Here is a 24404-nt window from a genome sequence, read left to right as displayed (position 1 = left end):
CCTAGACTCATCCCATGCCTGATATCGACGTCAAGCCGCGCAGCCGGGTCGTCACCGACGGGATCGAAGCAACCACCTCGCGTGGCATGCTGCGGGCCGTCGGTATGGGAGACGAGGACTGGAGCAAGCCGCAGATCGGCATCGCGTCCTCGTGGAACGAGATCACGCCCTGCAACCTGTCGCTCGACCGTCTCGCACAGGGTGCGAAGGAGGGCGTGCACTCCGGTGGCGGATACCCGCTGCAGTTCGGCACCATCTCCGTCTCCGACGGCATCTCGATGGGCCACGAGGGCATGCACTTCTCCCTCGTCTCGCGTGAGGTCATCGCGGACAGCGTCGAGACCGTCGTCAACGCCGAGCGCCTCGACGGCACGGTCCTGCTCGCGGGCTGCGACAAGTCGCTGCCCGGCATGCTGATGGCCGCCGCACGCCTCGACCTGGCGAGCGTCTTCCTGTACGCGGGTTCGGTCATGCCGGGCTACGTGAAGCAGGCCGACGGCACGATGAAGGAAGTCACGATCATCGACTCCTTCGAGGGCGTCGGCGCGTGCAAGGCCGGCACCATGAGCGAGGAAGAGCTCAAGAAGATCGAGTGCGCCATCGTCCCCGGCGAGGGCGCCTGCGGTGGCATGTACACCGCGAACACGATGGCCTCGGTCGCCGAGGCCCTCGGCATGTCGCTGCCGGGTTCGGCTGCTCCGCCGAGCGCGGACCGTCGCCGTGACTACTACGCGCACCGCTCCGGCGAGGCCGTGGTGAACATGCTCGAGCACGGCATCACCGCACGCCAGATCCTCACGAAGGAAGCCTTCGAGAACGCGATCGCCGTCGCGATGGCCCTCGGCGGTTCCACCAACGTCATCCTGCACCTGCTCGCGATCGCCTACGAGGCCGAGGTCGAGCTGTCGCTGGACGACTTCAACCGCATCGGCTCGAAGGTCCCGCACCTGGCCGACATGAAGCCCTTCGGCAAGTACGTCATGGTCGACGTCGACCGCAACGGCGGCATCCCCGTGATCATGAAGGCGCTGCTCGACGCGGGCCTGCTGCACGGCGACTGCATGACCGTGACGGGCAAGACCGTCGCCGAGAACCTCGCCGAGATCGACCCGCCGGCACTCGACGGCGAGGTCTTCCGCACCCTCGACAACCCGATCCACGAAACCGGTGGCCTGACCGTCCTGCAGGGTTCGTTCGCACCCGAGGGCGCCGTGGTGAAGACCGCGGGCTTCGACGCCTCGGTCTTCGAGGGCCCGGCTCGTGTGTTCGACCGTGAGCGCGCGGCGATGGACGCCCTGACCGAGGGAGGCATCCAGAAGGGCGACGTCGTCGTCATCCGCTACGAGGGCCCCAAGGGCGGCCCAGGCATGCGCGAGATGCTCGCCATCACGGCGGCCATCAAGGGCGCCGGCCTCGGCAAGGATGTACTACTCTTGACCGACGGTCGATTCTCAGGCGGCACAACCGGCCTCTGCATCGGCCACATCGCACCGGAAGCAGTGGACGCAGGTCCAGTCGCTTTCGTTCGTGATGGCGACCGCATCCGTGTCGACATCGCGGCTCGTTCGCTCGACCTACTGGTCGACCCGGCCGAGCTGGAGGCCCGCCGTGATGGCTGGGCCCCGCTGCCCCCGCGCTACACCCGCGGAGTCCTCGCGAAGTACGCCAAGCTCGTCAAGTCCGCTGCCCAGGGCGCGGTCACGGGCTAGCGTCCGACACCCGCACCACCGCCACCACTCAGGCAAGGACCACTCATGCCCACGGAAGCAACTCCGTTGTCCGCGGCCGCCGGTGCACGCCGGTCGCCGGAGATCCTGACCGGCTCGGGAGCCGTCCTCCGGACGCTCGAGCACCTCGGGATCACCGACGTCTTCGGCCTGCCCGGCGGAGCCATCATCCCGTTCTACGACGAGCTGATGGCGTCCACCACGATCCGGCACATCCTCGTCCGTCACGAGCAGGGCGCCGGCCACGCCGCCGAGGGCTACGCCTCGTCGTCCGGCAAGGTCGGCGTCGCCATCGCCACGTCGGGTCCCGGCGCGACGAACCTCGTCACCGCCATCGCCGACGCCTACATGGACTCGGTGCCGTTCATCGCGATCACCGGCCAGGTGTTCTCGACGCTGATGGGCACCGACGCCTTCCAGGAAGCGGACATCGTCGGCATCACGATGCCGATCACGAAGCACTCGTTCCTGGTGACCGACCCGGCCGACGTGCCGGCGACCCTCGCCGCGGCGCACCTCATCGCGACGACCGGTCGCCCCGGCCCGGTGCTGGTGGACATCACCAAGGACGCGCAGCAGAAGTCCGCGCCCTACGTGTGGCCGCCCAAGCTCGACCTGCCCGGCTACCGCCCGGTCACCAAGGCGCACGGCAAGCAGATCACCGCGGCCGCCCAGCTGCTGTCCGAGGCGCAGCGTCCGGTGCTCTACGTCGGCGGCGGCGTCATCCGCTCCGGTGCGACCGCCGAACTCCTCCGCTTCGCCGAGGCGACCGGTGCGCCGGTCGTCACGACGCTGATGGCGCGCGGCGCGTTCCCGGACTCGCACCCGCAGCACCTCGGCATGCCCGGCATGCACGGCACGGTGCCGGCGGTGCTCGGGCTGCAGGACAGCGACCTGATCGTCGCCCTCGGTGCCCGCTTCGACGACCGTGTCACCGGCAAGGCCGACGAGTTCGCGCCGGACGCCAAGGTCGTGCACGTCGACATCGACCCCGCCGAGATCTCGAAGATCCGCTTCGCCGACGTCCCGATCGTCGGCGATGCCCGCGAGGTCCTGGTCGACCTGCTCGACGCCTGGGGTGGCATCGCGGTCGAGGACCGCGCCTCGACGGAGGAGTGGTGGGCGAAGCTCCACCAGCTCAAGACCGACTTCCCGCTCGGGTACGCCGAGCCGACCGACGGGCTGCTCGCCCCGCAGGGCATCATCAAGCGCATCGGGGAGCTCTCCGGCCCCGAGGCCGTGTACGCCTCCGGTGTCGGGCAGCACCAGATGTGGTCCGCGCAGTTCATCAAGTACGAGCGGCCCAACGCCTGGCTCAACTCCGGCGGTGCCGGCACCATGGGCTACTCGGTCCCCGCGGCGATGGGGGCGAAGGTCGCCCAGCCCGACCGCGTGGTCTGGGCGATCGACGGCGACGGCTGCTTCCAGATGACGAACCAGGAACTCGCGACCTGCGTCATCAACGACATCCCGATCAAGGTCGCGATCATCAACAACTCGTCGCTCGGCATGGTCCGGCAGTGGCAGACGCTGTTCTACGACGGCCGGCACTCGTTCACCGACCTCGAGACGGGGCACGCCTCGCGCCGTGTGCCGGACTTCGTGAAGCTGGCCGACGCGTACGGTGCCCTCGGCATCCGCGTCGAGAAGGCCGACGAGGTCGACGCCGCGATCGAGCTCGCCCTCGCCACCAACGACCGTCCGGTGGTCATCGACTTCGTCGTGAGCCGTGACTCCATGGTCTGGCCGATGGTCCCGCAGGGCGTCAGCAACTCGTCCATCGAGTACGCCCAGGCACTCGCGCCCACCTGGGACGACGAAGACGCCGACATGACGGGAGAAACCGCATGAGCCACGTCCTCTCCCTCCTCGTCGAGGACAAGCCCGGTCTGCTGACCCGTGTCGCGGGACTGTTCGCCCGACGCGGGTTCAACATCGAGTCGCTCGCCGTCGGCAACACCGAGGTGGACGGCCTCAGCCGGATCACGGTCGTCGTCGACGTCGAGGACCTGCCGCTGGAACAGGTGACGAAGCAGCTCAACAAGCTGGTGAACGTCATCAAGATCGTCGAACTGGACTTCTCGCAGTCGGTCCAGCGCGAGCACATGCTCGTGAAGGTGCGCGTCGACAACCAGACGCGTTCGGCGGTGCTCGAAGCAGTGAACCTGTTCCGTGCCCAGGTCGTCGACGTGGCGACCGACTCCCTGATCGTCGAGGTGACCGGCGACCCCGGCAAGATCCAGGCGATCCTCCGCGTGCTCGAGCCCTACGGCGTCAAGGAGCTCGCCCGTGCGGGTCTCCTCGGCATGGGCCGCGGACCGAAGAGCATCACCGATCGGGTGCGCTGAGCGCCCGTCACACCCTTCCCGGGCGCCGACGGTGCCCGGCACTCCCACAGAACCAAGGAGACACACCCTCGTGACTGACATCGTGTACGACGCTGACGCCGACCTGACGCTCATCCAGGGCAAGAAGGTCGCGGTCATCGGCTACGGCTCGCAGGGCCACGCCCACGCACTCAACCTCCGTGACTCGGGCGTCGAGGTGAAGATCGGCCTCAAGGAGGGCTCGAAGAGCCGGCAGAAGGCCGAAGAGGCGGGCTTCGAGGTCCACACGCCGGCCGACGCCACGGCCTGGGCCGACGTCGTCGTCATCCTCGCGCCGGACCAGGTCCAGCGCATCGTCTACGCCGAGGACATCCGCCCGAACCTCAAGCCGGGCGCGACGCTCGTCTTCGGCCACGGCTTCAACATCCGCTTCGGCTACATCGAGGCCCCCGAAGGCGTCGACGTGTCGCTCGTCGCGCCGAAGGGTCCCGGTCACACCGTCCGCCGCGAGTACGAGGCCGGCCGTGGCGTCCCCGTCATCGTCGCCGTCGAGGTCGACGCGTCCGGTTCCGCCTGGGACCTCGCGTGGTCGTACTCCAAGGCCATCGGCGGGCTCCGCTCCGGCGGCATCAAGACGACCTTCACCGAGGAGACCGAGACCGACCTGTTCGGTGAGCAGGCCGTCCTCTGCGGTGGTACCTCGCAGCTCATCCAGTACGGCTTCGAGACCCTGGTCGAGGCGGGCTACCAGCCGCAGATCGCCTACTTCGAGGTCCTGCACGAGCTCAAGCTCATCGTCGACCTCATCTGGGAGGGCGGCCTCACCAAGCAGCGCTGGTCGATCTCCGACACCGCCGAGTTCGGTGACTACGTCTCCGGCCCCCGCGTGATCTCGCCGGACGTCAAGGAGAACATGAAGGCGGTGCTCGCGGACATCCAGAACGGGGCCTTCGCGAAGCGCTTCATCGACGATCAGGACGCCGGCGCCCCCGAGTTCAAGGCACTCCGCGCCAAGGGCGAGGGGCACCCCATCGAGGCCACCGGCCGTGAGCTCCGCGCGCTCTTCGCGTGGAAGCAGAACGACGGTGACTACGTCGACGGCTCGGCCGCGCGGTAGTCTTCCGAGAACACTCGACGACGAGGCGGCGGTGCACCCTGCACCGCCGCCTCGCGATGTGACCCGAACGTTATGCAGCAGCTCTTCTCCAGCCCCCACGCCGCGGACCGGCATGCCTCCGCGCTCCCCGCGGCCGATTCCCGACACTCGTCGGCCGTGCTGCGCTCCGGCGGTCAGGACCGCCCCGACCAGCATGGGATGATCGTCGGATGGCGGTGACGAAGCGAGCGGTCCACATCGGCGCCGGCAAGATCGGGCGCGGGTTCGTGGGCCAGTTCCTCGTGGCGAGCGGCTACGAGCTCACCTTCGTCGACGTCGACGAACGCGTGGTCTCGGCCCTCAACGAAGCCGGACGCTTCGTGGTGCACGAGGTCGGCGAGATGCCGGTCGAGCACCTCGTCTACGGGTTCCGTGCCCTGAACAGCAAGACCGACCGCGAGCGCGTGGTCCGGGCCATCGCCGAGGCCGACGTCGTGACCACCGCCGTGGGGGCCCGCACGCTCCCGCTCGTCGCGCCGCTCATCGCCGAAGGGCTCGCGGCACGACCGCTCGAGCACGGCGACGTCACGATCGTCGCGTGCGAGAACGCGTTCAACGCGACCGACTCCCTGCACGCCAGCATCCGCCGCGCTCCGATCCTCGAAGACCGCGACATCGCCGCCGTCTTCGCGAACTGCGCCATCGACCGCATCGTGCCCGACCAGTCCGGCGTCCTCGGCCAGTCGGGTGGCCTCGACGTCGTGCTCGAACCGTTCTACGAGTGGGTCATCGAGCGCACCCCGTTCCTGGGTTCCGACGCCGAACCGCCGACGATCGAGGGCGTCACCTGGGTCGACGACCTGCAGCCGTTCGTCGAGCGCAAGCTCTACACGGTGAACACCGCCCACGCCACGGCCGCCTACCACGGGTACGTGCGGGGCATCCGGCTCATCCGTGAAGCCCTGGAGGACGACGCCGTCCGCGCCGAGGTCGACGGCGTGCTCGCCGAGACCACCGCGCTGCTCATCGCGAAGCACGGCTTCGACCCCGAGGACCACGCGCGGTACGTCGCCGCGAACCTGTCCCGCATCGCGAACCCGCACCTGCCGGACTCCACGGCGCGCGTCGGACGCAATCCGCTCCGCAAGCTCGGCCGTCGTGAACGCTTCGTCGGCCCGGCATCGCAGCTCGCCGAGCGCGGCCTGCCCGTCGAGCACCTGCTCGGGGCCGTCCGTGCGGCACTCGCCTTCGACGACGAGAACGACCCGGAGTCGATCGAGCTGCACGCGCTCCTGCGTTCCGGGGCGACCGCGCACGCGCTGACCGAGATCCTCACGGGCCTGATGGAGAGCCACCCGCTCTTCCCGGCAGTCCGTGACGTGGTCGCCGGGGTGCTCGCGACGCAGCCTGCCGACGTCTGACCGACGCCGCCGCCGCGCCACTCGCCGACACCCGCTGGTCCGCCCGACGTCGCGTCCCTCGTAGAATCGGGGCATGACCACGGCAGCATCCCCACCAGACGGGTCGATCGACCCGGACGTGCCGAACGCCGTCGACACCGACGACGCCGCCCTCAGCTGGGGTGACGCCGACGACGCCACGCACGTCGACGCGGCGCACAACCCGGTGGCGGTCCGCGACCGGGTTGTGCGCGACCCCGAGGCCCCCGAGACCTCCGGTGCACTCGTCGGGTTCGGCATCTTCGGTGGCCTCTACCTGCTCTACACGGTGGCCTGGCTCCTCACCGCGTCGACCGCGTACGTCTCCGGCGTCGACACGGTCCTGACGCTCTTCGTCGAGGTGCTCCGCTTCCTCGCGATCCTCGCGCCGGCACTCTGGTTCACGGTGGTGCTCTGGGCGGCGCGGAGCAGCCGCACGCGGACCCGCCTGCTCTGGATGCTCCTCGGTGCCGTCGTGCTCTTCCCCTGGCCCTTCCTCCTGACCCGGAGCTTCGGGTGACCGGGGCCGTCCCGACGACCCGTCGGGCCACCGCTCCCGTCGTCGCGAAGCTCGTGGTCTGGGTCGTGTTCGCGGCGCTGTTCGCGTACATGACGGTGCAGGCCGTCGGCAACCTCACGCAGATCAACCAGCGGGTGGACGCCTTCAACGCGTTCCTCCAGACGACCTCCGGTGGCGACTCGCTGCAGACCAGCACCCCGTGGCTGTGGCTCGTGCTCGACATCCTCATCGCGCCGGTCGCGTTCGTCGCGGCGATCGTCATCACCCGGCGTTCGAGCCTGCCCGTCACGATCGCGGTGTTCGTGGTCGCCTTCGCGGGCGCCGGCGCCCTCTGGCTCGACCTCCAGCTGTTCGTCCCGACGCTGCTGGACTTCTGACGCGACCCGCCGACGGCCAGGAGGCGCGGTGCGGCACCGCCCCGCGCCTCTCCCCACCGGCACGGCCGGACCGCCGCTGGCGCGGCGCTCCGGAACCGGCGGCGTGGGCCCTGGCCGTCGTGTGGTTCTCCACAGGACCGCTCCCGCGGTCGTCACCACCGGCCCGCGTCGATAGCATGGTGGGATACCAACCGTCTCGAGTGAGGAAACAGCTGCTGTGTCGAAGCCGGTCGTCCTGATCGCCGAAGAACTCTCGCCCGCAACGGTCGACGCCCTCGGGCCCGACTTCGAGATCCGGAACGTGGACGGCACCGACCGTCCGGCGCTCCTGGCGGCGCTGTCCGACGCGCATGCCGTCCTCGTGCGGTCCGCCACCAAGATCGACGCCGAGGCGATCGCCGCGGCACCGGTCCTCAAGGTCGTCGCCCGTGCCGGCGTCGGCCTCGACAACGTCGACATCAAGGCGGCGACGACCGCCGGCGTGATGGTCGTGAACGCACCGACCTCGAACATCATCTCGGCGGCGGAGCTCACGGTCGGACACATCCTGTCGCTCGCGCGGCACATCCCGGCCGCTCACGCCTCGCTGGCCGCCGGTGCGTGGAAGCGCTCGTCGTACACCGGTGTCGAGCTCTACGAGAAGACCGTCGGCATCATCGGCCTCGGCCGCATCGGCGCGCTCATCACCCAGCGGCTGCAGGCCTTCGGCGTGACGGTCATCGCGTACGACCCCTACGTCACCACGGCACGTGCGCAGCAGCTCGGGGTCGAGCTCGTCTCCCTCGACGACCTGCTGCGTCGGGCGGACTTCACCACGATCCACATGCCGCGGACGCCGGAGACGCTGGGCATGATCTCGGACGCCCAGTTCGCGCTCATGAAGCCGACCGCGTTCGTCGTGAACGTGGCCCGCGGCGGCCTGATCGACGAGGACGCCCTGCACCGGGCCCTCACGTCGAACACCATCGCCGGTGCCGGTCTCGACGTCTTCGTCGCTGAGCCCCCGAAGGACTCGCCGCTCCTGGCGCTGCCGAACGTCGTCGTGACGCCGCACCTCGGCGCCTCCACCGACGAAGCGCAAGAAAAGGCGGGCGTCTCGGTCGCCAAGTCGGTCCGTCTCGCCCTCGGCGGCGAGCTCGTCCCCGACGCCGTGAACGTCGCCGGCGGGGTCATCGACCCGTACGTGCGCCCCGGCATCCCGCTCGTCGAGAAGCTCGGCCAGGTCTTCACCGCGCTCGCGACCTCGCCGGTCACCAGCATCGACGTCGAGGTGCACGGCGAGCTGGCCGAGTACGACGTCAGCGTGCTGAAGCTCGCGGCACTCAAGGGTGTCTTCACCGACGTCGTGAGCGACCAGGTCTCCTACGTCAACGCCCCGCTCATCGCGGAGCAGCGCGGGGTCACCGTCCGTCTGATCACCGAGACCGACAGCCCCGAGTACCGCAACGTGCTCACCATCCGCGGCGCGCAGTCGGACGGCCCGGCGATCAGCGTGTCCGGCACGCTCACCGGCCCGAAGCAGGTCGAGAAGCTCGTCGAGATCAACGGGCACGACGTCGAGGTGCCGCTCGACCGGCACCACGTCGTGATGGAGTACACCGACCGACCGGGCATCGTCGCGGTCTACGGCAAGGAGTTCGGCCAGGCCGGCATCAACATCGCCGCGATGCAGATCTCGCGCGAAGCCGCGGGCGGCCAGGCGCTGAGCGTGCTGACGGTCGACTCACCCGTCCCTGCCGAGATCCTCGAGCACGTCCGCTCGGCGATCGACGCCTCCTCGCTCCGCGAGATCGACATCACGCTCTAGGGGAGTGGCGGACATGAGCACTGCGCAGACGATCCGACTCGCGGTCATCCGTGGCGACGGCATCGGCCCCGAGGTCGTCGCCGAGGCGCTGAAGGTCCTGCACGCGGTCCTGCCGGACGACCTCGTGGTGCAGGAGACCCCGTTCTCCCTCGGTGCCGCACGGTACCTGGAGACCGGGGACATCCTGACCGACGACGACATGGCGGCCATCGCGCAGCACGACGCGATCCTGCTCGGTGCGGTCGGCGGCGACCCGCGTGACCCGCGGCTCGCCGGCGGCATCATCGAGCGGGGGCTCCTCCTCAAGCTCCGCTTCGCGTTCGACCACTACGTGAACCTGCGCCCGACGACGGTGCACCCGGCCGTCCCGACGCCGCTCGCCGACCCCGGCGAGGTCGACTTCGTGGTCGTGCGCGAAGGCACCGAAGGGCCGTACGTCGGCAACGGCGGTGCGATCCGGACCGGTACCCCGCACGAGATCGCGACCGAGGTCTCGTTGAACACCGCCTTCGGTGTCGAGCGGGTCGTGCGGTACGCCTTCGCGTTGGCGGACCGACGCCCGCGTCGGCACCTGACCCTCGTCCACAAGAGCAACGTCCTGGTGCACGCCGGAGCCCTCTGGCAGCGCACCGTCGCGGCTGTCGGCGCCGAGTACCCGGACGTCACCGTCGACTACCAGCACGTGGACGCGGTCACCATCCACATGGTCCGTGACCCCGCACGGTTCGACGTCATCGTCACCGACAACCTGTTCGGCGACATCATCACCGACCTGGCCGGCGCGATCAGCGGCGGCATCGGTCTGGCGGCCTCGGGCAACATCAACCCGGACGGCACGTTCCCCAGCATGTTCGAGCCGGTCCACGGTTCCGCACCGGACATCGCAGGCCAGCAGCAGGCCGACCCCACTGCCGCGATCCGCTCCGTCGCCCTGTTGCTCGACCACCTCGGTCGCGGTGACCTGGCGGCGGCGGTGACGGCTGCGGTGGAGTCCGACCTCGCAGACCGGGGCACCACGCCGCGTCGCACGGCCGAGATCGGCGACGCGATCGCCGCCGCGGTCACGGCACGCACCACCACCGCCTGAGAAGGAGTCCTCCCCATGAGCACCGACACCGCCTTCGGACTCGAGTTCGCCAGCACCCCGTCCGCCGACCGCCGCGCAGCCGCGGAGCGGGAGCAGATCCTCGCCGACCCGGGCTTCGGCAAGCACTTCACCGACCACATGGCCACGGTCGAGTGGACACTGGACGACGGCTGGCACAGCGCGTCGATCCACCCGTACGGCCCGCTGTCCCTCGACCCGAGCGCGAGTGTCCTGCACTACGCCCAGGAGGTCTTCGAGGGGCTCAAGGCATACCGGCACGCAGACGGCTCGGTCTGGTCGTTCCGGCCGGACGCCAACGCGAAGCGCTTCCAGCGGTCCGCCCGACGCCTGGCGCTCCCGGAGCTCCCGGTCGAGGCGTTCGTCGAGTCGATCCGGCAGCTCGTGCAGACCGACGTCGACTGGGTACCCTCGGCGCCTGAGACGAGCCTGTACCTGCGGCCGTTCATGATCGCGACGGAGTCGTTCCTCGGGGTCCGCGCCGCCCAGGCCGTGGCGTACCACTGCATCGCGAGCCCGGCCGGGGCGTACTTCACCTCGGGCCCGAAGCCGGTGTCGATCTGGCTGTCGACGCAGTACGCCCGAGCCGGCAAGGGCGGGACCGGCGCCGCGAAGACCGGCGGCAACTACGCTTCGTCGCTGCTGCCCCAGCAAGAGGCCTACGAGCACGGCTGCCAGCAGGTCATGTTTCTCGACTCGGTGGAGGGCAAGTACCTCGAAGAACTCGGCGGCATGAACGTCGTCCTGGTCAAGTCCGACGGCACCCTCGTGACGCCCGACTCCGAGTCCATCCTCGAGGGGATCACGCGTGACTCGATCCTGCAGCTGGCCGAGGACCGCGGCCTGACGGTCGAGAAGCGCCGGGTGACGCTCGACGAGTGGCGTGACGGCGTCGCCGACGGCTCCATCACCGAGGCCTTCGCGTGCGGTACCGCCGCCGTGGTGACCCCGATCGCCGAACTCCGGGGCGAGGGCTTCACGATCGGTTCGCCGACCGTGGGGGCCGGGGAACTCACGATGTCGCTGCGCGACGAGCTCACCGACATCCAGTACGGCCGTCGTCCCGACCCGCACGGGTGGATGACCAAGCTGACCGACGCGTCCTGATCGACCGGCAGGCGTGGGTAGGGTCGAACGGTGAAGATCGCACGGTTCAGCAGCAAGGGTGAAGACCCCCGGTACGGAATCCTCGACGAGCGGCACCTGGTGGTGCTCGCCGGGGACCCGATGTACCAGGGGTTCGAGACCACGGGGGAGCGCGTCGCACTCGCCGACGCCAAGCTCCTCGCCCCCGTCATCCCGCGGTCGAAGGTGATCGGCGTCGGGCTCAACTACTCGGAGCACGCCTCCGAGATGGACGAACGTGCCGGTGACGACCCGGTGGTGTTCCTCAAGCCGAACACCTCGGTGATCGGTCCGGACGAACCCATCCGACTGCCGGCGGACATCGGCCGCGTCGACCACGAGGGCGAGCTCGCGATCGTGATCGGGTCGCTCGCCAAGAACGTCCGGCGCGAGGACTTCGCGAGCGTCATCCTCGGCTACACGATCGCCAACGACGTGACGGCCCGTGACCTGCAGGCGCGGGACGGGCAGTGGACCCGATCGAAGGGCTTCGACACGTTCTGCCCGCTCGGCCCGGTGATCGAGACCGAGATCGACCCGTCGGACATCCGCCTCGAGACCCGCGTCGACGGTGACCTGCGACAGGCGGCGTCGACGAACGAGATGGTGCACGACATCCCCTCGCTCGTCGAGTTCGTGTCCTCGATCTGGACCCTCCTGCCCGGCGACGTGATCCTGACCGGCACCCCGGCCGGCGTCGGCCAGATCCGCGACGGTGAGATCGTCGAGGTCACCATCTCCGGCATCGGCACGCTCAAGAACCCGGTCATCGCTCGGCACTGACAACGCTCTCGGACGGCCCGTTCCCCAGGTGGGGAGCGGGCCGTCCGTCGTTGTCGGGGGAGCCGTCGTCCCGGGCGGGATGACCGACACGCCCGGGATGTGGCCCGGCTTGGCGCTGCCGTTCACCTCTGCGTAAAGTAATCACTCGTTGCCGCTGAGGCGGAGAACGGAACGGCCGAGACGATCACCGGGTTGAACACCTGGAGATGCAGTCCGGACGGGGTCCCGCTCAGGCAACCAGCCCTCGGATCCATGACCTTCTGGTCGTGAGCCCGGGTGTTGTACAAGACGAATGCCTCTCTGGCGGAATCCTTTTGTGGGTCGAGCGGGGAGTGCGTCTGGTCCTTGAGAACTCAACAGCGTGCACATTGTCAATGCCAATTTATTGATTGACCTCGTGCCTGGTCGGCTTGCTGACTGGGTCATGAAGCAATTCCTTTTGGATTGAAGATTGTCAGTAGACAGTCAACAGTCAGAATCAACTCGGTCTGATGCCTTCGGGTGTTGGGTCTGTATTTTTTTACGGAGAGTTTGATCCTGGCTCAGGACGAACGCTGGCGGCGTGCTTAACACATGCAAGTCGAACGATGATGCCCAGCTTGCTGGGTGGATTAGTGGCGAACGGGTGAGTAACACGTGAGTAACCTGCCCCTGACTCTGGGATAAGCGTTGGAAACGACGTCTAATACTGGATATGATCACTGGCCGCATGGTCTGGTGGTGGAAAGATTTTTTGGTTGGGGATGGACTCGCGGCCTATCAGCTTGTTGGTGAGGTAATGGCTCACCAAGGCGACGACGGGTAGCCGGCCTGAGAGGGTGACCGGCCACACTGGGACTGAGACACGGCCCAGACTCCTACGGGAGGCAGCAGTGGGGAATATTGCACAATGGGCGAAAGCCTGATGCAGCAACGCCGCGTGAGGGATGACGGCCTTCGGGTTGTAAACCTCTTTTAGTAGGGAAGAAGCGAAAGTGACGGTACCTGCAGAAAAAGCACCGGCTAACTACGTGCCAGCAGCCGCGGTAATACGTAGGGTGCAAGCGTTGTCCGGAATTATTGGGCGTAAAGAGCTCGTAGGCGGTTTGTCGCGTCTGCTGTGAAATCCCGAGGCTCAACCTCGGGCTTGCAGTGGGTACGGGCAGACTAGAGTGCGGTAGGGGAGATTGGAATTCCTGGTGTAGCGGTGGAATGCGCAGATATCAGGAGGAACACCGATGGCGAAGGCAGATCTCTGGGCCGTAACTGACGCTGAGGAGCGAAAGCATGGGGAGCGAACAGGATTAGATACCCTGGTAGTCCATGCCGTAAACGTTGGGCGCTAGATGTAGGGACCTTTCCACGGTTTCTGTGTCGTAGCTAACGCATTAAGCGCCCCGCCTGGGGAGTACGGCCGCAAGGCTAAAACTCAAAGGAATTGACGGGGGCCCGCACAAGCGGCGGAGCATGCGGATTAATTCGATGCAACGCGAAGAACCTTACCAAGGCTTGACATACACCGGAAACGGCCAGAGATGGTCGCCCCCTTGTGGTCGGTGTACAGGTGGTGCATGGTTGTCGTCAGCTCGTGTCGTGAGATGTTGGGTTAAGTCCCGCAACGAGCGCAACCCTCGTTCTATGTTGCCAGCGGGTTATGCCGGGGACTCATAGGAGACTGCCGGGGTCAACTCGGAGGAAGGTGGGGATGACGTCAAATCATCATGCCCCTTATGTCTTGGGCTTCACGCATGCTACAATGGCCGGTACAAAGGGCTGCGATACCGTAAGGTGGAGCGAATCCCAAAAAGCCGGTCTCAGTTCGGATTGAGGTCTGCAACTCGACCTCATGAAGTCGGAGTCGCTAGTAATCGCAGATCAGCAACGCTGCGGTGAATACGTTCCCGGGCCTTGTACACACCGCCCGTCAAGTCATGAAAGTCGGTAACACCCGAAGCCGGTGGCCTAACCCTTGTGGAAGGAGCCGTCGAAGGTGGGATCGGTGATTAGGACTAAGTCGTAACAAGGTAGCCGTACCGGAAGGTGCGGCTGGATCACCTCCTTTCTAAGGAGCATCTGGTCAGTGCTGGTCGCCCATTAGGGGTGGTTGGTTGCTGGTCCAGGCGCCTGTTTCGGACCGAACGTGTCCGACGGGTAGCTCATGGGTGGAACATTGACAGTGCAGTTGGGAGTGATGCTTCCGACCTCAGTACGCTCTGCTTGCAGGGTTGGGACGGGTCGGGGGTGGAGCGCTCAGCTGGTGCACGTTGTTGGGTCCTGAGGGACCAGGCTTCCTGCTGCTACGTGAGTGGTGGTGGGGGTTGGGCCTACGGGTCCTTCGTCGGGCCAGTGTGATCCTGCTGTTGTGGTGGGGGAGTGCTGGTGCCGATCGTATGTTGAGAACTACACAGTGGACGCGAGCATCTTTGATTCGCGTCATCCATGATCAGCCTTTGGGTTGTTGAGTGGTGACGTTGGATCGCAATTTTAATCTTTGTGGTCAAGTTTCTAAGAGCAAACGGTGGATGCCTTGGCATCTGGAGCCGATGAAGGACGTAGAAATCTGCGATAAGCCTCGGGGAGCTGATAATCGAGCTGTGATCCGAGGATTTCCGAATGGGGAAACCCCGCCAGGCGTTTTGCGACCTGGTGACTCCCGCCTGAATATATAGGGCGGGTAGAGGGAACGTGGGGAAGTGAAACATCTCAGTACCCACAGGAAGAGAAAACAACATGTGATTCCGTGAGTAGTGGCGAGCGAAAGCGGATGAGGCTAAACCGATCATGTGTGATAGCCGGCGGGCGTTGCATGGTCGGGGTTGTGGGACACGTCACTCAGTTCTGCCGGACTGGGGCGGTTACAGCGCATCATAGTCGAACCGGTTTGAAAGCCGGGCCGTAGTGGGTGCCAGCCCCGTAGACGAAATGGTGTTATGGCCGGATGTGTATCCCAAGTAGCACGGGGCCCGAGAAATCCCGTGTGAATCTGTCAGGACCACCTGATAAGCCTAAATACTCCCAGATGACCGATAGCGGACAAGTACCGTGAGGGAAAGGTGAAAAGTACCCCGGGAGGGGAGTGAAATAGTACCTGAAACCGTTTGCTTACAAACCGTCGGAGCCTCCTTAGTAGGGGTGACGGCGTGCCTTTTGAAGAATGAGCCTGCGAGTTAGTGATATGTGGCGAGGTTAACCCGTGAGGGGCAGCCGTAGCGAAAGCGAGTCTGAATAGGGCGTTTGAGTCGCATGTTCTAGACCCGAAGCGAAGTGATCTATCCATGGCCAGGTTGAAGCGACGGTAAGACGTCGTGGAGGACCGAACCCACTTCAGTTGAAAATGGAGGGGATGAGCTGTGGATAGGGGTGAAAGGCCAATCAAACTTCGTGATAGCTGGTTCTCTCCGAAATGCATTTAGGTGCAGCGTTGCGTGTTTCTCGCCGGAGGTAGAGCTACTGGATGGCCGATGGGCCTCAACAGGTTACTGACGTCAGCCAAACTCCGAATGCCGGTGAGTGAGAGCGCAGCAGTGAGACGGTGGGGGATAAGCTTCATCGTCGAGAGGGAAACAACCCAGACTACCAACTAAGGTCCCTAAGCGTGTGCTAAGTGGGAAAGGATGTGGAGTTGCACAGACAACCAGGAGGTTGGCTTAGAAGCAGCCACCCTTGAAAGAGTGCGTAATAGCTCACTGGTCAAGTGATTCCGCGCCGACAATGTAACGGGGCTCAAGCACACCACCGAAGTTGTAGATTTCGCACTATAGACAAGCCTTCGTGGTTCAGTCGTGCGGAGTGGTAGGAGAGCGTCGTGTGGCGAGTGAAGCGGCGGAGTGATCCAGCCGTGGACGCTACACGAGTGAGAATGCAGGCATGAGTAGCGAAAGACGGGTGAGAAACCCGTCCTCCGAAAGACCAAGGGTTCCAGGGCCAGGTTAATCCGCCCTGGGTAAGTCGGGACCTAAGGCGAGGCCGACAGGCGTAGTCGATGGACAACGGGTTGATATTCCCGTACCGGCGAACAACCGCCCAAGCTAATCCAGTGGTGCTAAGAGTCCTAACCCGGTACAACCGGATCCCTTCGGGGTGATGGTGGCCGGTCTAACGCTCGACCCCATGCTGGTGCGGTTAGCGTATGAACAGGTGTGACGCAGGAAGGTAGCTGAGCCAGGCGATGGTATCCGTAAGGTGAACCTGGTGTAAGGATGTAGGGCTGACGATAGGCAAATCCGTCGTCTGTGTGCCTGAGATCCGACGCGTACCCGTAAGGGGAAATCAGTGATCCTATGCTGCCGAGAAAAGCATCGACGCGAGGTTGCAGCCGCCCGTACCCGAAACCGACTCAGGTGGTCAGGTAGAGAATACCAAGGAGATCGAGAGAATCGTGGTTAAGGAACTCGGCAAAATGCCCCCGTAACTTCGGGAGAAGGGGGGCCGGACACGTGACCGGATTTACTCCGTGAGCGTTGAAGGCCGCAGAGACCAGTGGGAAGCGACTGTTTACTAAAAACACAGGTCCGTGCGAAGTCGCAAGACGATGTATACGGACTGACGCCTGCCCGGTGCTGGAAGGTTAAGAGGAAGGGTTAGCCTTTGGGCGAAGCTCTGAATTTAAGCCCCAGTAAACGGCGGTGGTAACTATAACCATCCTAAGGTAGCGAAATTCCTTGTCGGGTAAGTTCCGACCTGCACGAATGGCGTAACGACTTCCCAGCTGTCTCAACCGCGAACTCGGCGAAATTGCACTACGAGTAAAGATGCTCGTTACGCGCAGCAGGACGGAAAGACCCCGTGACCTTTACTACAGTTTGGTATTGGTGTTCGGAGTGGCTTGTGTAGGATAGGTGGGAGACTGTGAAGCGGGCACGCTAGTGTTCGTGGAGTCATTGTTGAAATACCACTCTGGTCACTTTGGATGTCTAACGTAGGACCCTGATCGGGTTCATGGACAGTGCCTGATGGGTAGTTTAACTGGGGCGGTTGCCTCCCAAAGAGTAACGGAGGCGCCCAAAGGTTCCCTCAACCTGGTTGGCAATCAGGTGGCGAGTGTAAGTGCACAAGGGAGCTTGACTGTGAGACTGACAGGTCGAGCAGGGACGAAAGTCGGGACTAGTGATCCGGCAGTGGCTTGTGGAAGCGCTGTCGCTCAACGGATAAAAGGTACCTCGGGGATAACAGGCTGATCTTGCCCAAGAGTCCATATCGACGGCATGGTTTGGCACCTCGATGTCGGCTCGTCGCATCCTGGGGCTGGAGTAGGTCCCAAGGGTTGGGCTGTTCGCCCATTAAAGCGGTACGCGAGCTGGGTTTAGAACGTCGTGAGACAGTTCGGTCCCTATCCGCTGCGCGCGTTGGAAATTTGAGAAGATCTATCCCTAGTACGAGAGGACCGGGATGGACGAACCTCTGGTGTGTCAGTTGTTCTGCCAAGGGCACCGCTGATTAGCTACGTTCGGACCGGATAACCGCTGAAAGCATCTAAGCGGGAAGCCGTCTTCGAGATGAGATTTCCATGCACCTTGAGTGTGAGAGGCTCCCAGCAGACTACTGGGTTGATAGGCCGGATGTGGAAGCGGGGACTAACGACCCGTGGAGCTGACCGGTACTAATAAGCCGAAGACTTGATAACACACTGATTTCCGTGCACTTGTTGCACGGGCTCGCGTCCACTTTGTGGTTCCCGACAGACGATCGGGAATCGAAACTGAATACACCGCTCTGCCCTCTTCACGGAAGGCAGTAGCTGGGACAGCTTTGAGACCAATGTATGATCTGGTCGAGAGTGTTCCGGTGGTCATAGCGAGAGGGAAACGCCCGGTCACATTCCGAACCCGGAAGCTAAGCCTCTCAGCGCCGATGGTACTGCAAGGGGGGCCTTGTGGGAGAGTAGGACGCCGCCGGACTTAACGTAGTAACAACAGGGAACCCCTGACCATTCATGGTCAGGGGTTTTCTGCGTTCACGGGGCTGTTCTGCGTCATCCACAGCGCAGGAAGGACGGGCAGGTGCCGCGGTAGGGTTGGCGGGTCATGACTGCGCCATTCACCACCGCCTCCGGCTCCGACATCCGCGTCCGCTTCTGCCCGAGCCCGACGGGGACCCCGCACGTGGGGCTCATCCGCACCGCGCTCTTCAACTGGGCCTACGCCCGCCACACCGGCGGCAAGCTCGTGTTCCGCATCGAGGACACCGACGCCGCCCGCGACAGCGAGGAGTCGTACGCGCAGATCCTCGACGCGCTCCGTTGGCTCCGGCTCGACTGGGACGAAGGCGTCGACGCCGGTGGCGAGCACGGACCGTACCGGCAGTCCGAGCGCGCCGCGATCTACGCCGACGTGATCGCGGAGCTCAAGGCGTCCGGACACATCTACGAGTCCTTCGTCACGCCGGACGAGATGGAAGCCCGCAACAAGGCAGCCGGTCGTGATCCCAAGCAGGGCTACGACAACCACGAGCGTCACCTGACGGACGCCGAGCGCCAGGCCTTCCGTGACGAGGGCCGCGAGCCAGCGCTCCGTCTGCGTGTGCCGGACCGCGACCTGAGCTTCGACGACCTGGTGCGCGGCGAGATCACGTTCAAGCAGGGCACCTTCCCGGACTTCGTGGTGGTCCGCCCGAACGGCAAGCCGCTCTACACGTTCACCAACCCGGTCGACGACGCCCTGATGGGGATCACCCACGTGCTCCGTGGTGAGGACCTGCTGTCGTCGACCCCGCGACAGATCGCCCTGTACGAGGCGCTGTACGAGATCGGCCTCGCGCCGTCCATCCCGGTGTTCGGACACCTGCCGTACGTGATGGGGGAGGGGAACAAGAAGCTCTCGAAGCGTGACCCCGAGTCGAACCTGTTCCACCACCGCGCCGCCGGCATGATCCCCGAGGGGCTCGTCAACTACCTGGCACTGCTCGGGTGGTCGATCGGCCCCGACCGCGACGTGTTCTCGATCGACGAGATGGTCGCGGCGTTCGACGTCACCGACGTCAACCCGAATCCGGCCCGCTTCGACCACAAGAAGGCCGAGGCGATCAACGGGGACCACATCCGGCTGCTCGCACCGGACGACTTCCGGTCGCGCCTGCTGCCGTACCTGACGGAGTTCGTCAGCGACCCGGCGACCCCGGAGCAGCTCGAGGTCCTGACGAAGGCCGCCCCGCTCGTCCAGGAGCGCATGCAGCTGCTCGGTGAGGCACCGGCGATGCTCGGGTTCTTGTTCACGGCCGACGCCGACCTCGTGGTCGAGGACGACGCGCTGGCATCGCTCAAGGGCGACACGGCGACCGTCCTGACGGCGAGCATCGCGGCGCTCGAGGGGGTGCAGGACTGGACCACCGAGTCGATCGAGGGTGCGCTCCGTGCGACCCTCATCGATGAGCTCGGCCTGAAGCCCCGCGTGGCCTTCGGCCCGTTGCGCGTCGCCGTGTCCGGGCGTCGGATCAGCCCGCCGCTGTTCGAGTCGATGGAGATCCTGGGCAAGGAGTCCACCCTGACCCGGCTCCGCGCCCTCGCGGCGCGCTGACCGACCGTGAGCAGCACCGAGCAGGCCGTGCCGTTCGTGCACGACGTGGCGGTCATCGGCGCCGGGCCGGCCGGCCTGAGCGCGGCGCTCAACCTGGTCCGGGCGAAGCGGACCGTGCTGCTCGTCGACGCGAACCGGCCCCGGAACGCCGCCACCCTGCGGTCGCACGGGTTCCTGACACGGGACGGCATCTCGCCGCTCGAGCTCCGGAAGCTCGGCCGGACCGAGGTCGAGGGCTACCCGGAAGCGACGGTCGTGCAGTCCGTCGTCGACCTGGTGGCTCCGGACCCTGACACGGACGCCTGGCGGGTGCACGGTTCGTGGCGCGGCACCGAGCTCGACGCCCGCGCCCGGACGGTCGTCGTCGCCACCGGGCTGCGTGAGGAGTTCCCGGCACTGCCGATGCTCCGCGCGTTCTACGGTACGGCGGTGCACAGCTGCGTCGAGTGCGATGCGTACGACAAGGCCGGGCAGCCGCTCGCGTTCATCTGCGAGACCGACGACGTGGTCGACCGCGCGCTGCTCATCGCGTCGTGGACGGACGACCTGATCGTCTACACGAACGGCATCGCGCCGATCGATGATGCGGGTCGCGCACGCTTGGCCACGGCTGGCGTCGTCGTGGACGAGCGAGCCGTCGAGGACCTGGAGGGGGACCGCACCGGGATGACCGGCGTCCGGCTCGCCGACGGCCACGTCGAGCCACGCACCGGCGGGTTCGTCCGCCCGGTGTGGCACGCGGACCTCGACTGGCTGCACACCAGCACGGGCACCGGCGCCGGCGCCGGCGAGAGCACCAGCGCCAGTACGGGCACCAGCGCCAACGTCGGTGGGAGCACGACGACGACCGCGGACGCCGACACGCCCGGGTCGCTCGGAGGCCTGCAGCGCGACCCGCAGGGACTCCTGGTGGTCGACCGGGTCGGCCGGACATCGGTCCCGGGGCTCTACGCAGTGGGAGACGTCACGCCGCCCGGCCCGGAACAGCTCATCGTCGCCGCCGGGCACGGAGCCGCGACCGCCGCTGCCGTGCACCGAGACCTGGTTGGTGGTCTCACGGACCTCCGGGATGCTGTACAGTAGTTGATCGTGCCCCGGGTGACCGGGCCAGAAGGCCGACAGGCCTTTTGGGGTATGGTGTAATTGGCAACACAGCGGTTTCTGGTACCGTCGTTCTTGGTTCGAGTCCAGGTACCCCAGCACTCGATGAACAGCCCCCGGGATATCCCGGGGGCTGTTCTCGTTCCGCGGGGCGGTTGCGCGGAACCGCACGATCCCAGAGCGATGAGCCACCGCTCCGGGGGAACTGCCCGGGGCGGTGGACCGATCGTTCCGGATCCGCAGCCTCCGTGGCGGGCGCGGGCCGCGCCTCCAGGCCGGATTGCGGTTCCCCGCACCCACCCGGCACCTGCTCGCGTGCGCGGGGAGCGCGGTCCTACGGTCGGAAGACCGTCGCGGGAGTCGTGGCGGTCCGCTGCCGAGCACCCGAGGTGTCATCGTGACCTCCGCCGACCCGCTGACGACCGTCGATCCCTGGCACCACCCGACCGCCGTCCCCGCGGCGGCCGACCACTCCGTGTTGGACCGCTGGGACCGCGTGGTGGCGCTCCGGGGCGACGCCGCCGCGCTCGCGGGGAACGGCCGTCCGTACACCTACGCCCAGGCGGACCGGGCGTCCCGCGCGCTGGCCGCAGCCCTGACCGTGACGCTCCGGCCCGACGACCACAGCGGCGCCGGCGTGGACGAGACCCCCGGCGGGGCGTCGAAGCCGGTCGGGCTGATGGCGGGACAGTCGACCGAGGCCGTGATCGGGATCCTGGCGCTGGTGCGTGCCGGACGGACCGTGGTGGTGCTCGACGACCACCTGCCCACCGCTCGGCTGGCGCACGTGGCCCGGCTCGCCGGAGTCGACGAGATCGTGGCCGACACCGAACGAGCGGCACCGGCCGCCGGTGTCGTCGCGGAGCGGGACGGCCGGGTGCACGCACTCGGCGAGCTGCTGGACGTGGGCGCACCCGGCGATGCACCCACGACGGACACCGCAGCGGCACCCGGCGATGCCCCCGCGACGGACACCGCAGGCGCCCCCGGCGGGCGGAACCCCTTCGCGATCGTCTTCACCTCCGGCTCGACCGGTATGCCGAAGGGCGTGGTCCTGACGCACCGGCAGCAGATCGCCAACGCCGAGCAGGACGCCCTCGCCCTGGGCCTCGGACCCGGCGACCGCCTCGGTGTGGTCCTGCCGCTGTCGTTCGCGGCCGGGCTGCTGTTCTCGTTCGACACACTGCTGTGCGGCGGCACCATCGTGCTGCTCGAGCCGCGTGACCTCGGTGTCGAACGGCTGCTCGGACGGTTCCGGGACGACGGCGTCAACGTGCTCGTCTGCACCCCGCACCTGCTGCGCTCGATCGTCGGGTCGCAGAGCGCCCCCGGAGCGCACGGGACCGCAGCCGGGACCGCACCGGTGCTCGGCGGCCTGCGCTTCCTGATGACCACGGGCGAACCCGTCACCGGCGCCGACCTCGCCGCAGCCCGACCGCACCTGGACCCGGACACGCTGCTCCTGAACGCCTTCGGTTCGAGCGAGACCGCGTGCGTCGCGTACTGCCCGGTGCCCCCGAGCGAGCCGGTGCCCGAGGGCGTGGTGCCCGCCGGGTGGCCACTGCCCGGCAAGACCGTGCTCGTGCTCCGTGAGGACGGCAGCCGGGCCGACCCGGGGGAGACCGGCGAGCTCGTCGTCGTCTCCGACGCCCTGACCGCGGGCTACTGGGGCGCGCCGGAGAAGACCGCCGAACGGGCCGGTCGCACCGGCGAGGCCGAGTCCGCCGTCGGCATCCCCGTCGGGACCCCGAGCTGGCGGCAGGGCGACCTGGCACGCGTCGACCCCGACGGCCGGCTCGTGCTGCTCGGCCGGTCCGACGACGCCGTGAAGGTCCGCGGCTACCTGGTCGAACCGAGCGAGGTCGAGGCGGCGCTCCGGGCGGTCCCCGAGGTGCACGACGCGGTCGTGACGGCACAAGTCGATCCCGGTTCCGTCACCCGGCTCGTCGCCTACGTGGTCGGCCGGCCGGGGCAGCGCACCCCGGCACCGGGTGCGCTCCGACGGGCACTCCGCGACCGGCTGCCCGAGTACATGGTGCCGGCGTCGATCGTGCCGATGACCGAACTGCCGCGGAACGAGCGGGGCAAGGTCGACCGGGCCGGACTCCCCGGGGCGCCGAGCGTCGAGACCGAGATGGTCGAGGGTGAGTACGACCAGTGGGAGCTCGTCGTCGGGCAGATCTGGGCCGAGGTGCTCGGGCTCCGGGGCGTGCACCTGGACGAGGACTTCTCCGCGCTCGGCGGCGACTCGCTGTCCGCCGAGGAGATGCTCGCCGTCGTGCAGGACCGGCTCGGGGTCGACCTGCGCTCGTCCGACGTGCTCGAGCACCCGACGCTCCGCGCCTTCGCCCGCCGTGTGCGGAGCGGGACGAGCGCGCTGCCGAGGCACCCCGACGTCGTGAAGGTGTCCGAGGCGCGCGAGGGCGGCCGTCCGCCGGTGTTCTGCTTCGCGGGTGGCGGTGCCCTGGCGCTGACGTTCCTGCCGCTGTCGCGCCACCTGCCTGAGCACGACGTGTACGCGTTCCAGCAGCACGGGCTCGAACGCCGCGGGGTGCCGGACTGGACCATCGAGCGGAGCGCCCGCCGCTGGGTCGCCCTGATGCGCATCGTCCAGCCCCGGGGACCGTACGTGCTCGTCGGGCACTCGCTCGGCGGACTGGTCGCGCTGGAGATCGCACGGCTGCTCACCGAGAGCGGCGAGCAGGTCGAGCACCTCGCGCTCCTCGACACGTACCTGCCGCGGACCGGGTCCGACACCGCTCGGCTGCACTTCGGTCGGCTCGAGCCGCGCGAGCACCGCAACCCCACCGTGCGGGCCGTGCGGCAGCGCGTGGACGGGGCACTCCGGCGCGTGCTGCCGTCCGGGACGTCGTGGGGCGACCACGTCGCCAAGCGCCTCCGGGCCTACACGGCCGGCGTCCTGCGTCACGGCGGCCAGCGACACTTCGACGCGTTCTTCGACCAGGCCGAGCTCGTGACCAGACGGCACCACCCGACGCCGTTCCACGGGCGCGCCACCTACGTGCTCGCCGACGCGAACCCCGACGCCGCCGGCTGGTCCGCGCTGCTGCGCGGGGAGACCGAGACGGTACGGATCGCCGCCGAGCACAGCTCGCTGCTGCGGGAACCGCACGTCGCCGACCTCGCGACGGCGCTGCGGGCCGCGTTCGCGACGGAGCACGCACCCCGGAGCTGAGCGGCTGCGCACCGGGTGCGGTGGTCGCGACCAGGAAGCGGACGGGAGGCGCGGGGCCGGCCGGCACCGCGCCTCCCGTCCGCTCGTGGCTCGTCCACCACCCGTCGGCCGCCGCGCCCGGCGGCCCACCTGCGCGAGCGTTGCGGGTTTCCGTATCCGCACCCGGGTGTCCGCAAGGGACCGCAGCGTGCATTGACCCTCCCGCCGGCCACGGCGATGGTTGGAACCGCGGGGGAGAGTACCCACTCACCCGCGGCAAGCCGGCGGCGTCGTACCCGCGTCCCGCTGCTCGACCGACGACGATCACCGTC

At 67.1% G+C, this 24404-nt stretch carries 14 protein-coding genes, 1 tRNA gene and 3 rRNA genes; all 18 read left to right on the top strand.

Going from position 1 to position 24404, the window contains the following annotated elements:
• Positions 1-14: 14 nt before the first annotated feature.
• The 18 genes from ilvD to ACL00U_RS10765 all read left to right on the top strand — a co-directional run bounded on the left by ilvD (position 15) and on the right by ACL00U_RS10765 (position 24093).
• Positions 15-1709, top strand: a complete 1695-nt coding sequence (ilvD, locus tag ACL00U_RS10850; RefSeq protein WP_017888840.1) for a dihydroxy-acid dehydratase — start codon at positions 15-17, stop codon at positions 1707-1709.
• Between the two features lie 45 nt (positions 1710-1754).
• On the top strand, positions 1755-3578 hold the full coding sequence (locus ACL00U_RS10845) for an acetolactate synthase large subunit (RefSeq protein ID WP_031260624.1): 1824 nt from the start codon (positions 1755-1757) through the stop codon (positions 3576-3578).
• Positions 3575-4075 carry an acetolactate synthase small subunit gene (gene ilvN, locus ACL00U_RS10840; RefSeq protein ID WP_017888842.1) on the top strand — a complete coding sequence of 167 codons (501 nt, stop codon included), beginning with the start codon at positions 3575-3577 and terminating at the stop codon, positions 4073-4075. Before ACL00U_RS10845 ends, ilvN begins: the two co-directional genes overlap by 4 nt.
• Positions 4076-4145: 70 nt before the next feature.
• Positions 4146-5171: a ketol-acid reductoisomerase gene (gene ilvC / locus ACL00U_RS10835; RefSeq protein WP_017888843.1), complete on the top strand. Its 1026-nt coding sequence runs from the start codon at positions 4146-4148 to the stop codon at positions 5169-5171.
• Between the two features lie 209 nt (positions 5172-5380).
• Positions 5381-6571, top strand: a complete 1191-nt coding sequence (locus tag ACL00U_RS10830; RefSeq protein ID WP_017888845.1) for a mannitol-1-phosphate 5-dehydrogenase — start codon at positions 5381-5383, stop codon at positions 6569-6571.
• Positions 6572-6644: 73 nt separating this feature from the next.
• Positions 6645-7109: a hypothetical protein gene (locus ACL00U_RS10825; RefSeq protein WP_017888846.1), complete on the top strand. Its 465-nt coding sequence runs from the start codon at positions 6645-6647 to the stop codon at positions 7107-7109.
• Positions 7106-7486 (top strand): hypothetical protein, encoded by a 381-nt coding sequence (locus tag ACL00U_RS10820; protein ID WP_017888847.1) that lies wholly within the window; start codon positions 7106-7108, stop codon positions 7484-7486. Before ACL00U_RS10825 ends, ACL00U_RS10820 begins: the two co-directional genes overlap by 4 nt.
• 217 nt (positions 7487-7703) lie before the next feature.
• The gene (serA, locus tag ACL00U_RS10815; RefSeq protein WP_056070972.1) at positions 7704-9293 is read left to right on the top strand and encodes a phosphoglycerate dehydrogenase; all 1590 of its coding nucleotides are present in this window, start codon (positions 7704-7706) and stop codon (positions 9291-9293) included.
• A 13-nt stretch (positions 9294-9306) separates the two neighbouring features.
• Complete coding sequence (locus tag ACL00U_RS10810) at positions 9307-10380, top strand: 3-isopropylmalate dehydrogenase (protein ID WP_031260625.1); 1074 nt, start codon at positions 9307-9309, stop codon at positions 10378-10380.
• A 15-nt stretch (positions 10381-10395) separates the two neighbouring features.
• A complete protein-coding gene (locus tag ACL00U_RS10805) occupies positions 10396-11505 on the top strand; it encodes a branched-chain amino acid aminotransferase (RefSeq protein ID WP_412873391.1) in 1110 nt (369 codons plus the stop codon).
• A gap of 30 nt (positions 11506-11535) precedes the next feature.
• Positions 11536-12306: a fumarylacetoacetate hydrolase family protein gene (locus tag ACL00U_RS10800; RefSeq protein WP_017888851.1), complete on the top strand. Its 771-nt coding sequence runs from the start codon at positions 11536-11538 to the stop codon at positions 12304-12306.
• 519 nt (positions 12307-12825) lie between these two features.
• Positions 12826-14347, top strand: a 16S ribosomal RNA gene (locus ACL00U_RS10795).
• Between the two features lie 433 nt (positions 14348-14780).
• Positions 14781-17908: ribosomal RNA gene (locus tag ACL00U_RS10790) — 23S ribosomal RNA — on the top strand.
• Positions 17909-18065: 157 nt separating this feature from the next.
• Positions 18066-18182, top strand: a 5S ribosomal RNA gene (rrf, locus tag ACL00U_RS10785).
• Together the 16S, 23S and 5S rRNA genes form the textbook arrangement of a ribosomal RNA operon.
• A gap of 126 nt (positions 18183-18308) precedes the next feature.
• Complete coding sequence (gene gltX / locus ACL00U_RS10780; RefSeq protein WP_412873390.1) at positions 18309-19796, top strand: glutamate--tRNA ligase; 1488 nt, start codon at positions 18309-18311, stop codon at positions 19794-19796.
• A 6-nt stretch (positions 19797-19802) separates the two neighbouring features.
• A complete protein-coding gene (locus tag ACL00U_RS10775) occupies positions 19803-20879 on the top strand; it encodes an NAD(P)/FAD-dependent oxidoreductase (RefSeq protein WP_310803774.1) in 1077 nt (358 codons plus the stop codon).
• Positions 20880-20924: 45 nt separating this feature from the next.
• A tRNA-Gln gene (locus tag ACL00U_RS10770) sits at positions 20925-20996 on the top strand.
• A 298-nt stretch (positions 20997-21294) separates the two neighbouring features.
• On the top strand, positions 21295-24093 hold the full coding sequence (locus ACL00U_RS10765) for an alpha/beta fold hydrolase (protein ID WP_412873389.1): 2799 nt from the start codon (positions 21295-21297) through the stop codon (positions 24091-24093).
• Positions 24094-24404: the final 311 nt, after the last annotated feature.

Origin of the sequence: Curtobacterium poinsettiae (assembly GCF_047226435.1) — a bacterium.
Classification (GTDB): Bacteria; Actinomycetota; Actinomycetes; order Actinomycetales; family Microbacteriaceae; genus Curtobacterium; species Curtobacterium poinsettiae.
The sequence above is the reverse complement of the archived record's forward strand: the minus strand, read 5'-3'. Positions and strand labels throughout refer to the sequence as shown.

Bases quoted from the DNA above. Each gene is read 5' to 3' on its own strand.
- ilvD (WP_017888840.1), top strand. From the start codon at position 15: ATGCCTGATATCGACGTCAAGCCGCGCAGCCGGGTCGTCACCGACGGG.
- ACL00U_RS10830 (WP_017888845.1), top strand. From the start codon at position 5,381: ATGGCGGTGACGAAGCGAGCGGTCCACATCGGCGCCGGCAAGATCGGG.
- ACL00U_RS10810 (WP_031260625.1), top strand. From the start codon at position 9,307: ATGAGCACTGCGCAGACGATCCGACTCGCGGTCATCCGTGGCGACGGC.
- ilvN (WP_017888842.1), top strand. From the start codon at position 3,575: ATGAGCCACGTCCTCTCCCTCCTCGTCGAGGACAAGCCCGGTCTGCTG.
- gltX (WP_412873390.1), top strand. From the start codon at position 18,309: ATGACTGCGCCATTCACCACCGCCTCCGGCTCCGACATCCGCGTCCGC.
- ACL00U_RS10805 (WP_412873391.1), top strand. From the start codon at position 10,396: ATGAGCACCGACACCGCCTTCGGACTCGAGTTCGCCAGCACCCCGTCC.
- ACL00U_RS10825 (WP_017888846.1), top strand. From the start codon at position 6,645: ATGACCACGGCAGCATCCCCACCAGACGGGTCGATCGACCCGGACGTG.
- ACL00U_RS10845 (WP_031260624.1), top strand. From the start codon at position 1,755: ATGCCCACGGAAGCAACTCCGTTGTCCGCGGCCGCCGGTGCACGCCGG.